We start from the raw sequence: 12,831 nt of genomic DNA, 5'->3' as shown, positions 1-12,831 counted from the left end.
AAACCCTACCGTCACGCCGTCGATGGAGTTAACTCGGTATGGTGCATGATACCACGCACCATGAACGAGCACCGTGACCTCCTCGAGCCGTCGTTCGAAGAGCAACTGGTGAGCGCCTGCCGGACGACGCTCGGGGACAGTCTGCGGAGTATCACCTACTTCACGCCGGGCGCCCACGAACAGGTGTATCTCCGGTCGGATCTGGAAGCCGACGCCGACCTCGCAGCGTCGGTCGAACACGAGGCTGCGGGATTTCGCACGCAACTCGCCTACAGCGAGAGCGAACTCGGTGAGTACCAGTACACGCTCCGCGTCTTCGAAAACGGGTTCGTGATGCGCGTCATCGACGGGGATCACGGGGTGTTCGTCACGACCGACGGCATCACGGTTCGGCGGTCGAAGGAAGTGACGCGCGCGATCCGGTCGACGCTGAAATAAAAGACGGGCGCGTCAGGCGAACAGCGCGGCTGCGGCGCTCTGGGCCGTTTCGACGACGGGGCCGAACGCCGGCAGGAGAACGAGGGTGCCGACGGCCGCGACCAGCACCGCGGCGTAGAGGCCGAGCGGCGTCGGGCCGAGATCGAACCCGTCAGCCGACTCCTCGATCCACATCGCCTTCACCACTCTGGAGTAGTAGAAGAGCGACAGCGCGCTGTTGATGGCGCCGATAGCGGCGAGCCACCAGAAGCCGCCCTCGATGGCCGAGTAGAAGAGAGCGTACTTCGAGAGGAAGCCACCGAACGGCGGCAGGCCGGCCAGCGAGAACATGAAGACGGTCATCGCCAGGCAGGCGACGGGCGCCCGCGTCGCGAGGCCGTTGTAGTCCTCGAAGGTGCGGCCGATGTCCCAGCGTTCGACCATCGCGATGAACAGGAACGCGCCGGTGTTCATGAAGCCGTAGACCATGAGGTGGGCCATGCTCGCGCCCATCACGTTGCCGTTCGGGCCGCCGCCCGAGAGCGCCGCGAGGCCGATGAGCGCGTAGCCAGCGTGGCCGACCGAGGAGTACGCCAGCATCCGCTTGACGTTCTCCTGGGTCGCCGCCGCGAAGTTGCCGAGCGTCATCGTGACGACGGCGAGGACGGCAAAGAGCAGCGGCCAGTCGATGCCCATGGGCACGACCGTGTCGATGGGGAAGGCCACCGCGAACACGCGGAAGGCGACGGCGAAGCCGGCGGCCTTCGACGCCGACGAGAGGAAGGCGCTGATCGGCGCGGGCGCGCCTTCGTAGGCCTCCGGCGCCCAGAAGTGGAAGGGGACGGAGGCCGTCTTGAACGCGAAGCCGCCGGCGATCATCACGACGCCGACGCCGGCGATGCCGACGAGGCTGCCGGCGTCACCGATGGCGCTCGCCACGTCCGCGAGCAGGAGCGACCCCGTCGCGGCGTACACGAGCGAGATGCCGAACGCGAACACCGCCGAGGAGACGGCGCCGACGAGGAAGTATTTCAGCCCCGCCTCGACGCTCCCACGGTTCTTCTTGAGGAAGGCCACGAGCGCGTACGACGGCAGAGAGGCGAGTTCGAGGCTGACGAACACCGTCGCCAGCGACCCGGCGGAGGCCATGAGGCTCATCCCGGTGGCCGCGAGCATCACCAGCGAGTAGAACTCGGCCTGGTAGGTTCGGTCACGCAGGTAGTCGTAACTCGCGAGCGACACCATGGCGGCGACGCTCGCGAAGATGACGGTGAAAAACAGGCTCAGTCCGTCGACAACGAGCGAGCCGCCGTAGAGTTCGATGGCGCCGCCCTCCTGGCCCGTGCCCGCGAGCAGGAACCAGCCGGCGACGGCGAGCGTCGCGACGGACCCGACGACCGAGACGCCGGCGAGCGCCGCCGGCCGAGTGGAGTCGGGGTCGATGCTGTCGACGAGCAACAGGGCAAGCGCCGTCAGGCCGAGCAGGAGCGTCGGCGCGACGGCCGCCCAGGTCGGGAGTTGGAACTGTAGTGGCGTCACGAGAAGTCACCTCCGAAGTCGAGCAGTGGATTCACCGCGTCCTGGATCATCCCGAAGAAGAGGTCTGGGGCGACACCCAGGACGATGATGGTCACGAGCAACACCGCGAGCGGCACCGTCTCCGTGAGTCCGGCCGGCCCGACTTCGTAGTCGGTCTCCAGCCGGAACGCGCCGAAGAGGGTGCGCTGCATCGCGAGGAGCAGGTAGCCCGCGACGATGACGATGCCGAACATCGCCACCGCAGTGAACAGGGGCATGGCCGCGTGAACCGTCGACGCGAAGGCTCCCTTGAAGATGAAGAACTCGCCGGCGAAGCCGGCCATCAGGGGCAGGCCCATGTAGCCGAACGCGCCCGCGACGAGGATGCCGGTGGTGACCGGCATTCGGTCGGCCATGCCGGACATGTCGCCGACCATCCGGGTGTGGGTGGCGTTGTAGATGACGCCGACCGACATGAACATCAGCCCGGAGATGAGGCCGTGGGCGATCATCTGGAACGTCGCCCCGCCGACTCCGTAGGTCGTGTAGGCGATGAGTCCCAGGATGACGTAGCCCATCGAGGAGACGGAGGAGTAGGCGACGATACGCTTGAGGTCCTGTTGGGCCAGCGCGAGCATCGCGCCGTAGATGACGCTGATCACGGCGATGAGCGCGATGGGCACCGCGAACTGCGTCGCCGTCTCCGGCATCATCGTGAAGTTGAACCGTAACAGGGCGTAGGTCCCCATCTTCAGGAGGACGCCCGCGAGCATCACCGACACCGGCGACGGCGCCTCGACGTGGGCGTCCGGCAGCCAGGTGTGGAACGGGACGATGGGCACCTTCACCGCGAAGCCGAGGAACATCGCCACGAAGGCGACGCTCCGGAGCGTATCTGCGGAGATACCGTGCAAGCCACCGAGTTCGCCGCCGCGAAGCGCCTGCGCGATGGCGGGCATGTCCAGCGACGACACCGAATCACCGAGGCCGAACACCAGGGCGATGAAGCCGATGAACATCGCCAGCGAGGCGATGTTGGTGTAGACGAAGAACTTGATGGCGGCGTACTTCCGGCGCGGGCCGCCCCAGACGCCGATGAGGAAGTACATCGGCAGGAGGACGGCCTCCCAGAAGACGAACCAGACGAAGAAGTCGAGCGCGGTAAAGACGCCAAGGAGGTTCGCCTCCATGAACAGCATCAGGCCGTAGAACTGGGACTGGCGCTCGTCGATGGAGGCCCACGCGCTGACGATGGCGAGCGTCGAGAGCAGCGCCGTCAGCACGACCAGCGGCAGCGCGATGCCGTCGACGCCGACGTGCCAGTTGAGCGTGTAGCCGCCGAGTTCCAGCCACGGCGTCATCGTTTCGAACGCGATATCGCCGCCCGTGAGGGCGTTGCCGGTCGCGTCGTATCGACTCCACATGTAGAGGCTCCCGACGACGGGGAGCAGACTCAGCGCCGCCGCCAGCCGACCCGCCACCCGATCGGGGGCGAGCAGGACGGCCATCGAGGCGGCGAACGTGACAGCGATCAATCCTTCAATAATCATGCGAACCACCCTCCGAGGACGCCGAAGACGACGAGCAACGCCGTCAGTCCGAGCGTCAAGAGCACCGCGTAGTTGGTCACGACGCCGGTCTGGATGCGCCGGACGCGACTCCCCAGGAACAGGCTGACGCTGGAGACGCCGTTGACGACGCCGTCGATGACGCCCTGGTCGAACTTATCGGCCAGTCGCGCCAGGGGCAGGACGACCGACTCCGCGAGCCAGACCTGATACTCGTCCTGGTAGTAGTTGTTGTACCACAGCGTCTTGACCGCCCCGAGTTTCGCCGTGTGCTCCTCGGGGTCGGAGACGTTGTAGAGGACGTGTGCCGTGAGCACGCCCGCGAGCGCGAGCGCGAGCGACACCGCGCCAGCGACGTAGGACGCCACGTCGGCGCTCGTGTAATGCGCGTAGTCGTGGAGCAGTTCGCCGTAATGCTCGCTCGTGAGCGCCGAGAGCTCGCCGTGGGCGAGCCAGTCGTGCAGATACTCGGGCGGGAAGCCGACCAGGTCGTGGAGCGGCACCATGTTGACGAAGCCGATGGTCGCCGCGAGGATGCCGAGCACCACCAGCGGCGCCTTGACGTTCCAGCCCACGCCGTGTGGGTCACGAGCCGTCTCGGTCCGTGGCTCGCCGTGGAACGTCAGGAACACCATCCGGAAGGTGTAGAAGCCGGTGAAGAAGACGGCCACGAGTCCCATCGCGTAGCCCGCGAGCAGGAGCGGCGACCCGCCGAGACCGTGGATGAGCGCCTCGTAGAGCACCTCGTCTTTCGACCAGAAGCCCGCGAAGGGGACGATGCCCGCGAGCGCGAGCGACCCCGAGAGGAACGTGTAGTAGGTGACGGGCATCCGGTCTTTCAGCCCGCCCATGTTCCACATGTCCTCGTCGTGGTGCATGGCGATGATGACCGCACCCGCGCCGAGGAAGAGCAGCGCCTTGAAGAAGGCGTGGGTCAGCAGGTGGAAGGTCGCGGCGACGTAGCCGCCGGCGCCCAAGCCGAGCATCATGTAGCCGTACTGCGAGATGGTGGAGTAGGCGAGCACCTGCTTGATCTCGCGTTTCACGACGCCCATCGTCGCGGCGAAGAGAGCGGTGAAGCCGCCCACCAGCGCGATGATGCCGAGCGCCGTCGGCGAGAGCGCGTAGAAGCCGTACATCCGGGCGACGAGGTAGACGCCGGCCGCCACCATCGTCGCGGCGTGGATGAGCGCGGAGACGGGCGTCGGACCCTCCATCGCGTCGGGCAGCCAGGTGTGCAGCGGGAACTGCGCGGACTTCCCGATGACGCCGCCCAGGATCAGGAGGCCGACGATGGTGAACCACGTTTCCGGCGCGAAGCCGAAGGTGGTCACCTCGGCGGCGCCCGACAGCGCCTCCTCGGCGAGCACGGGGAAGGATCCCTCGCCCGCGAACTTCGCGGTGCCGAAGGTGGCGAAGACGGCGACGACGCCGACGAGGAAGAAGTAGTCACCGAAGCGGGTGACCAGGAACGCCTTCTTCGCGGCGCTCGGCGGGCCGTCCTGGCGGAACCAGAAGCCGATGAGGAGATAGGAACAGAGGCCGACGAGTTCGAAGAACATGAACGCCATGAGCAGGTTGTCGGCGACGACGAACCCGAGCATGGAGGCGGTGAAGAGGCCGAGGCCGGCGTAGTAGCGCGGCAGACCGGTTTCGCCCTCGTCGTTCATGTAGCCGAGGCTGAAGACGTGGACCAGCAGCGCGACCAGCGAGACGATGAGCAGCATCATCGCGGCCAGCGGGTCGAGCAGGAGGCCGAAGGTGAGACGAGTCGTCTCCTCGCCGACGCCCGCGACCCACGTGTACAGCGTCTCGTTGTAGGCGTTGCCGGCGCTGACGGTCAGGAAGACCCACGCCGACAGCACCAGCGACCCCGCGGTGGCGGCGATGCCGCCGAAGGCACCGCCCTTGGGGAGATACTCCCCGCCCGCGAGCGACACGAGGAAGGAGAGGAAGGGCAGCAGGACGATGACGGGCGCGTAGTCGAATGCACCGGCCATCTTACCACCTCATCTCCCGTGCGATGGTCACGTCCACGTCGCCGAAGTTGCGGTACAGGACGAGGATGATGCCGATACCGACCGCCACCTCGGCGGCGGCGAGCGCCATCGTGAACAGACTGAACGTCTGTCCCGTGACGTTGCCCCAGTACGCCGAGAAGGCGACGAGGTTGATGTTGGCCGCGTTCAGCATGAGTTCGACCGACATCAGGAACAGCAGCGCGTTCCGACGAGTCAGGATGCCGAAGAGGCCGATGCAGAACACGGCCGTCGCCAGCAGGAGATACCACTGAACGGGCACCATCAGCGGTCACCTCCCTCGTCGTCGGTCAGTCGGGTCCGAATCCGTCGGCCTCCGTCGGACAGCAGAGCGACCACGTCGCCCTCTCGCTCACGGCGTGCGAGCATTACGGCGGCCACGAGCGCGGCCACGAGGGTTATGTCGATGATCTCGAACGCGACGAGAAAGCCCTCGCTGGGGACCGATCCCATGTCGAGGTTGAACATCGCGTAGCCGATGCTGGCGGTGATCCCGGCGTCCGGCGCGAACCCCTGTGGGTCGCCGAACGAGGCGCGGAGGATGGTGGTAGCGATGACGACGAACAGCGCGACGGCTGCGAGTCCGGGCAGGAGATGCGAGCCGAGCCGCAGCTCCGGTTTCGTCGTCATGCCTCACTCACCTCCGATGTCGATTCTGCGGTCGGTTTCGTGAGCATCACGGCGAACGTGATGAGAATCAGCACCCCGCCCACGTAGACGAGGATCTGCATGGCGGCGAGAAACTCCGCCTGCAGCATCACGTAATGTACCGCGACGCTCAACAGGGCGCCTCCCAGCAGGAGTGCGGAGTGCCACACGTCCCTGACGAGGACGACGCCCAGGCTGCACCCCAGGGTCACCAGGGCAAACAGCACGAACGCGATCGTTTCATACACCATTGCTTTGAGTTTGCTTCAGGTATTCCTTTGAACGTTTCGAGACGGTGCAGCGCCGACACGGCGCGCCATCTCGGGCGTTACTGGTAGTCGATTTCGCCGTCACCCTCGCCGATCCAGGCGCTCCGGTCGGGGTTGCGGGATTCGAGCGGGTCGATCCCCTTGTACCAGGGGACGTTCTTCAACTGCTCTTTGTTGTAGACGAAGTCGTCTTTCGTGTCGGCGGTGAACTCGAAGTTCTGGGTCAGCAGGATGGCGTCCACCGGACACACCTCCTCGCAGAGTCGGCAGTAGATGCACTGTCCGATGTGGAGGTTGTACTGTTCGCCGTTGCGCTGGTCGTCCTGCACGATCTGAATCGTATCGTTCGGACAGACGTTCTCACACTGTCGACACCAGATACACCGCTCCTGGCTGAACTTGTGGACGCCGCGGAACCGCGGACTGACTTCGGGCGCCACGTCCGGATACTCGACGGTGAACGTCTTGCCGTCCAGCGCGTGTTTCATCGTCGTCGCCATGCCTTTGAGGATTCCAATCATTATGCGATCACTCCCACGAGGACTGCCGTGAGCACCAGGTTCGCGAAGGAGAGCACAAGCATCCCCTTCCAGCCGATTTCGATCAACTGGTCGATACGCACGCGGGGGACCGCCGACCGGGCCCACTGCGTGAACAGGAAGAACGCCCACATCTTGATGACCATCCAGACGAAGCCCGGCAGGACCGGCCCCGACGCGCCGCCGAGGAACAGGACGGCGATCAGCGCGCCGCCCAGGAAGATGTGGATGAACTCGCCCAGATAAAACAGGACGAAGTAGACGCTCGAGTACTCCGTCTGGTAGCCCGCGACAATCTCGGTCGGGGCTTCCGGGATGTCGAACGGGTTCCGGCCGATTTCGGCCAGGTTCGCCGCGACGAAGAGGACGAACCCGAACGGGTTGACCAGCGCGTACCACTGCGGAATGGCCACGCCGCCGATCGTCACCAGCGTCTCCGTCTGGGCGGCGACGATTTCGCTCATCTGCAGCGACCCGGCCAGGATGACCACGGACGCCGCCGTCACGACGAGCGGAATCTCGTACGCGAGGTTCTGAGCGATCGAGCGCAGCGACCCCAGCAGCGAGTACTTGTTGTTCGAGGCGTAGCCGGCCATCACGAGGCTGATCGACGCGATGGAGGCCGCCGCGAACGCGAAGACGAGGCCGGTCTCGGGATCGGCCAGTTGCAGGCCGCTCCCGAGTGGGATGACCGCGAACCCGAGCAGCGCCGAGAAGGGCAGGATGATCGGAGCGATGTCCCACGCCGGGCGGTCGACGCCGTCGGGAACGATGAGTTCCTTCGAGAGCAGTCGCACCGCGTCGGCCACGATGACGAGTAGCCCGAACGGCCCGATGCGGTTGACCGCAATGCGGTCGGTGAAGGCTGCCGTGATTTTCCGCTTGGCCCACGGCCCGGCCACCGCCGTCATGCCGAGCATGATGTTGGCGATGATGAAGGCGCCGATCAGGCCACCGACGACGGCGCCGAGCGTCCCGCTAACGCCCAGCAGTCCGGCGATCGTCTCCGGGAGGGTCTGCGTGGCTCCCGCGGCGGAGGCGTTCGCCGTCGCCGTCGTCGTCCCCGACTGGAGCGCCACCGGATCCATCAGCGATCCACCTCGCCGAGCACGATATCGAGGCTCCCGAGCGCGGCGATGAGGTCCGGGATGTACTCACCGTTCGACATCTCGGGAAGCGTCTGGAGGTTGGAGAAGCAAGGGCTGCGGATCTTGAACCGGGCCGGCTTCTCCGTGCCGTCCGAGCGGACGTAGATGCCGAGTTCGCCCTTCGCGCCCTCGACCGCGCGGTAGATCTCCGTGTCGTCGTCGGGGCGGATCGTCCGGGGCACGTTCGACTGGATGGTTCGCTCGTCTTCCGGCCAGTCCTCCAGCAGGTCGACGCACTGTTCGATGATCTTCGCGGACTCCTCCACCTCGCGGAGGCGGACGAGCAGCCGCGAGTAGTTGTCACAGCCGTCCTCGGTCACGACATCCCAGTCGAGTTCGTCGTAGTAGCCGTAGGGGTCGTCGCGCCGCAGGTCGTAGTCGACGCCCGATCCGCGGGCGACGGGACCGGTCGCGCCGTAACTCTTCGCGACTTCCGGCGGGAGGACGCCGGTGTCGACGGTCCGCACCTGCAGGATCTCGTTCGCCGAGATCATGTCGTGGTACTCCTCCAACGCCTCTGGCAGGTCGTCGAGGAAGTCCCGGACGAGTTCGAAGAAGTCCTCGCGGGGTTCGGGCAGATCCCAGACCACGCCCCCGAGGCGGAAGTAGTTGAACATGAGCCGCTGGCCCGTGAGTTCCTCGAGGATCTTCTGGGCCTTCTCGCGGTCCCGGACCGAGTACATGAAGATGGCGGTGAAGTCGCCGTAGACGTCGAGCGCGAACGTCCCGACCGCGAGCATGTGCGCCGCGATCCGGCAGAGTTCGGCGCCCATGGTCCGGATGACCTGTGCGTACTCCGGCACCTCGATGTCCGCGAGGTCCTCCGCGACGCGGGCGTACGCCCACTCGTTCAGCAGGCCCGCCGAGATGTAGTCCCAGCGGTCCGGGTAGGGCATGATCTGGTAGCGGTAGGTGCCCTGCTGACAGATCTGCTCCTCACAGCGGTGGAGGTAGCCGATGTCGGACTCGACATCGACGACCTGCTCGCCGTCGAGGACCGTCTTCAGGTGAAGGACGCCGTGGGTCGCCGGGTGGTGCGGCCCGATGTTGAGAAACATCGTATCCCCGTCGTCGTTCTTGTGGTCCTCTTCGAGGGGGTTGGCGTGTTCGCGCAGGGGGACGATCTGCGGGCGGTCCTGGTCGTAATCCCGGCCGAGCGGGTGGCCCTGCCACGTCTCGGGGAGGAGGATGCGACGCAGGTCGGGGTGGTCGTCGTACTCGATACCGACCAGGTCGTAGGCCTCGCGTTCGTGCCAGTCGGCGGTGCGGTAGACCGGTTCGGCCGACTGGCTCACGGGGTCGTCCGTCGGCGTCGGCACGACGACGCTCACCTCGTCGGTCGGATCGTCGTACTTCTTGAGGTGATAGATAGACTCGTAGCGGTCCTCGTACTCCTGTGCCGTCACACAGGAGAGGTGGTCGTAGCCGGCCTCGTCGCGGAGACGGAAGAGGACGTCCTGCACCTCGTCTGGCCGGATCACGAACCCGGGGGCGTTGAGGTGGTCGTCGCGGTCGAGGACGGCGTCCCCGAGCAGGTCCGCGATCTCCTCGGCCGTCGTCGGTTCCGATTCGACCGTGTCTGGCGGTGATTCTTCGAGGCTCATGGCGAATTTGCCCAGTTATACCGCATGACGAGGTCGTCCTCGTCGATCTGGTCGGCGAGTTTGTCGACCACTTCGTCCTGGTCGAGGTCGCTGAACTGTTCGAGTTCGTACGGCTTGACCGTGACCGGCGAACTCTCGCCGTTGGCGATGCGTTCCTGGAGTTTGGCGACGCCGTAGATCAGCGCCTCGGGACGGGGGGGACAGCCGGGGACGTGGATGTCGACCGGGATGACCTCCTCGGCGCCCTTGACGACGTTGTACCCTTCCTGGAACGGCCCGCCGGAGATGGTACACGACCCCATGCCGACGACGAACTTCGGTTCGGGCATCTGGTCGTAGACCCGCTTCATCCGCGGGGCGAACTTCGAGACGATGGTCCCCGGGACGATGATGACATCGGCCTGTCGCGGGGAGGCGCGCGGCACACCCGCCCCGAACCGGTCGAGGTCGTGTTTCACCGCGTAGGTGTGCATCATCTCGATGCTACAGCAGGCGATGCCGAACTGAAGCATGAACATCGAGGACCCGCGCACCCACTCCATGAACCGGTCGAACTTCGTGAGGATGAACGGCGACGAGCCGAAGGCCTCGCGAAGTTTCGAGTTGAACCGGTTGTCGGTGCCGGCGGCACCGAGGCGGGCGTCGCGTGTCTCGCTCTGTACTTGGCTTGTGTCCGTGACGAATCGTTCCTGTTCGCTACTCATGATTGACGTTCCGTTTTACGGCGGGTGGCACGTGGACTCTTGATCCACTCGACCGCACCGTTCCGCCAGGCCCAACCGAGACCGACGACGAGGACGCCGATGAACACCAGCATCGGCGCGAGGGCCTCGGCGAGGGTCGCACCGTTCTCCAGCGCGGACCGATAGATCAGCGTCCACGGGAAGATCAGGACGGTTTCGACATCGAAGACGACGAACAGCAACGCGACCATGTAGTACTGGATGTTGAACTGCGCGTGCGCCGTCCCGGTCGGCACCTCGCCGCTCTCATAGATGACGGTCTTTCCCTGTTCGGACACGCTCGGTCGGAGGAGTGCCGACACCACCATCATCGCAATGGGGATGGCGACGCCCATCACGCCGAGCGCACCGATTGCTATCCACTGATTCATACCTTGATTCCTGTCGTCCTGCCGGTTAGGAGTGCTCCCCCATAAGCGTTGATTTATGCCGTTCGGGAGGATTCGCGCGCTTGACGCCTCCAGTCGCCCGAATTCGGTCGTTTCGCGCCGCCGGAGACGGCTAGTCGTGGCGCTCGCGAAACCCGTCGATGCCCAGGTCGTGGAGGTCACGAGAAACGTCCGCGACGCCCGCGCGGAGGTCGTCGTGTTCGGCGTCGAGACGGTCGACCAGTTCGTCGTGTTCGCGCGCCAGGATCTGGACCGCCGACAGCGCGGCGTTGTACGACTTGCCGGCGTCGACGGCGACGATGGGCGCGCCCGTCGGCATACCGATCACGGAGTCGACCGACTTCTCCTGGACCGGCACGCCGATGACGGGCAGCGGGTAGGCGATGGAGGCGGTCATGTTCGGCAGGTCGGCGGACTTCCCACCCGCGCCCGCGATGATGACATCTAGCCCGCGGTCGGCCGCCGTCTCGCCGTACGCGTACATCAGGTCCGGCGTGCGGTGGGCGGAGACGACGTAACTCTCGAAGGTAAAGCGGGCTTCGGGCGGGTCCGCGTAGTCGGTCTGTTCCGCGAACCCGAGTTCGCGGAGCGCGTCGTAGGCACCCGCCATCACGTCGAGGTCCGAATCCGAGCCCATGATGATGCCCACCTCGGGCGTCGTCGCGGGGTCGCGGTCGCTTGCGGCCTGTGCGTGCAGGTCGTCGATGATGTCGTCGATGGTCATTGGAAGGTGAGGCCGTCGCGCAGTTCACGGGTCGATTCGAGCAGGTCGTCGATGACGTCGAGGCCGTCACCCGTCGCGGTGACGTGGCCCATCTTCCGCAGGGGACGCACCTCCTCCTTACCGTACCAGTGGAGGTGGGCCGCCTCGCGTTCGAGGACGGTCTCGACATCCGCGAGTTCCGCGGGACGGGACTCCTCGACAGTGCCAAGGATGTTGGCGCTCACCGTCGGCGCGCGACGGCGGGTCGACCCCAGTGGCCACCCGAGCACCGCGCGGGCGTGCTGTTCGAACTGGGAGGTGATCGCGCCCTCGATGCTCCAGTGGCCGGAGTTGTGGGGCCGCGGGGCGATTTCGTTGACCAGAATCTCGCCGTCCGGCGTCTCGAACAGTTCGATGCCGAAGACGCCGCGGCCATCGAGCGTATCGAGGACATCGCGGGCGACCGACTGCGCTTGCTCCGCAACGGCGTCGCTCGTCCGCGCGGGAACGACCGTCTCGCGCAGGATCTCTTCCTCGTGGACGTTCTCGCCGACGGGGAAGGTCCGCACCTGGTCGTCGCCCTGAACGCCGATGACCGAGAGTTCGCGCTCGAAGTCGACGAAGGCCTCGGCGAGGGCGTTTGGCTCGTCGAGCGAGCCGATTTCGCGGATGGCGTCCTCGGCGTCGGCGGCAGCGCGAACGGGCACGTTGCCGCGACCGTCGTAGCCGCCGTGGCGCGCCTTGAGCATCACGGCGCCGAACTCCTCGACGGCCGCCTCCAGATCGGCCACCGCGTCGATGCGGCGGTAGTCGGGGACAGGGATGTCCGCGTCGGCGAGCATCTCCTTTTCGGCCCACTTGTCCTGGATCGTCCGCAACGTCTCGGGCGTCGGGTGGACCGGCACGTCGGCCTCCGCGCTCGCGGCGGCCAGGTGATCGGGATCCGCGAGTTCGATTTCGTAGGTCAGCGCGTCGGTGCGGTCGGCCAGGCGGCCGATCGCTTCGAGGTCGTCGAAGTCGCCGACGATCTGGTCGCGAGCGACGGGCGCGGCCGGGCAGTCCGGCGTCGGGTCGAGGACGATGACCTCGACGCCGAGGGGCGCGGCCGCCTCGGCGAGCATCCGGCCGAGTTGGCCGCCGCCGACGACGCCAATCGTCGGGCCAGGAACAGTAATCGACATGGATGGAGGTGATAGCGACCCGCGCTTAAACGTTGTCACAGCGAATGACGAGCCACGCTGTCTCG

The 12,831-nt window shown here is 66.1% G+C and carries 14 protein-coding genes; 1 reads left to right on the top strand and 13 read right to left on the bottom strand.

The genetic code is table 11. The features are described from left to right. Positions 1-60: 60 nt before the first annotated feature. A complete protein-coding gene (locus tag MXB53_RS07285) occupies positions 61-438 on the top strand; it encodes a DUF7522 family protein (protein WP_248896724.1) in 378 nt (125 codons plus the stop codon). A 12-nt stretch (positions 439-450) separates the two neighbouring features. Here MXB53_RS07285 and MXB53_RS07280 read toward each other — a convergent pair whose 3' ends face one another. The 13 genes from MXB53_RS07280 to MXB53_RS07220 form a co-directional block, all read right to left on the bottom strand. Next, positions 451-1,956: an NADH-quinone oxidoreductase subunit N gene (locus MXB53_RS07280; protein WP_248896723.1), complete on the bottom strand. Its 1,506-nt coding sequence runs from the start codon at positions 1,954-1,956 to the stop codon at positions 451-453. Beyond that, complete coding sequence (locus MXB53_RS07275; protein ID WP_248896722.1) at positions 1,953-3,485, bottom strand: complex I subunit 4 family protein; 1,533 nt, start codon at positions 3,483-3,485, stop codon at positions 1,953-1,955. Before MXB53_RS07275 ends, MXB53_RS07280 begins: the two co-directional genes overlap by 4 nt. Continuing rightward, entirely contained in the window at positions 3,482-5,503 is a 2,022-nt protein-coding gene (gene nuoL, locus MXB53_RS07270) for an NADH-quinone oxidoreductase subunit L (RefSeq protein WP_248896721.1), read from the bottom strand. The genes MXB53_RS07275 and nuoL overlap by 4 nt, the downstream gene beginning before the upstream one ends. 1 nt (position 5,504) lies before the next feature. Next, a complete protein-coding gene (gene nuoK / locus MXB53_RS07265) occupies positions 5,505-5,807 on the bottom strand; it encodes an NADH-quinone oxidoreductase subunit NuoK (protein WP_248896720.1) in 303 nt (100 codons plus the stop codon). Continuing rightward, positions 5,807-6,172 (bottom strand): proton-conducting membrane transporter, encoded by a 366-nt coding sequence (locus tag MXB53_RS07260; protein WP_248896719.1) that lies wholly within the window; start codon positions 6,170-6,172, stop codon positions 5,807-5,809. The genes nuoK and MXB53_RS07260 overlap by 1 nt, the downstream gene beginning before the upstream one ends. Further along, positions 6,169-6,441, bottom strand: a complete 273-nt coding sequence (locus tag MXB53_RS07255) for an NADH-quinone oxidoreductase subunit J (protein ID WP_248896718.1) — start codon at positions 6,439-6,441, stop codon at positions 6,169-6,171. Before MXB53_RS07255 ends, MXB53_RS07260 begins: the two co-directional genes overlap by 4 nt. Before the next feature lie 77 nt (positions 6,442-6,518). After that, positions 6,519-6,980, bottom strand: a complete 462-nt coding sequence (locus tag MXB53_RS07250; RefSeq protein ID WP_248896717.1) for a NuoI/complex I 23 kDa subunit family protein — start codon at positions 6,978-6,980, stop codon at positions 6,519-6,521. Continuing rightward, a complete protein-coding gene (locus tag MXB53_RS07245) occupies positions 6,980-8,086 on the bottom strand; it encodes a complex I subunit 1/NuoH family protein (protein WP_248896716.1) in 1,107 nt (368 codons plus the stop codon). The genes MXB53_RS07250 and MXB53_RS07245 overlap by 1 nt, the downstream gene beginning before the upstream one ends. After that, positions 8,086-9,750: an NADH-quinone oxidoreductase subunit D gene (locus MXB53_RS07240; protein ID WP_248896715.1), complete on the bottom strand. Its 1,665-nt coding sequence runs from the start codon at positions 9,748-9,750 to the stop codon at positions 8,086-8,088. Before MXB53_RS07240 ends, MXB53_RS07245 begins: the two co-directional genes overlap by 1 nt. After that, entirely contained in the window at positions 9,747-10,454 is a 708-nt protein-coding gene (locus tag MXB53_RS07235; RefSeq protein ID WP_248896714.1) for an NADH-quinone oxidoreductase subunit B, read from the bottom strand. Before MXB53_RS07235 ends, MXB53_RS07240 begins: the two co-directional genes overlap by 4 nt. Next, positions 10,451-10,864, bottom strand: a complete 414-nt coding sequence (locus MXB53_RS07230; RefSeq protein ID WP_248896713.1) for an NADH-quinone oxidoreductase subunit A — start codon at positions 10,862-10,864, stop codon at positions 10,451-10,453. Before MXB53_RS07230 ends, MXB53_RS07235 begins: the two co-directional genes overlap by 4 nt. A gap of 130 nt (positions 10,865-10,994) precedes the next feature. Then, positions 10,995-11,606: a 5-(carboxyamino)imidazole ribonucleotide mutase gene (gene purE / locus MXB53_RS07225; RefSeq protein WP_248896712.1), complete on the bottom strand. Its 612-nt coding sequence runs from the start codon at positions 11,604-11,606 to the stop codon at positions 10,995-10,997. After that, a complete protein-coding gene (locus tag MXB53_RS07220; RefSeq protein WP_248896711.1) occupies positions 11,603-12,766 on the bottom strand; it encodes a 5-(carboxyamino)imidazole ribonucleotide synthase in 1,164 nt (387 codons plus the stop codon). The genes purE and MXB53_RS07220 overlap by 4 nt, the downstream gene beginning before the upstream one ends. Positions 12,767-12,831: the final 65 nt, after the last annotated feature.

The sequence above is a fragment of the Haloplanus sp. XH21 genome (assembly GCF_023276355.1).
Classification (GTDB): domain Archaea; phylum Halobacteriota; class Halobacteria; order Halobacteriales; family Haloferacaceae; genus Haloplanus; species Haloplanus halobius.
The sequence above is the reverse complement of the archived record's forward strand: the minus strand, read 5'-3'. Positions and strand labels throughout refer to the sequence as shown.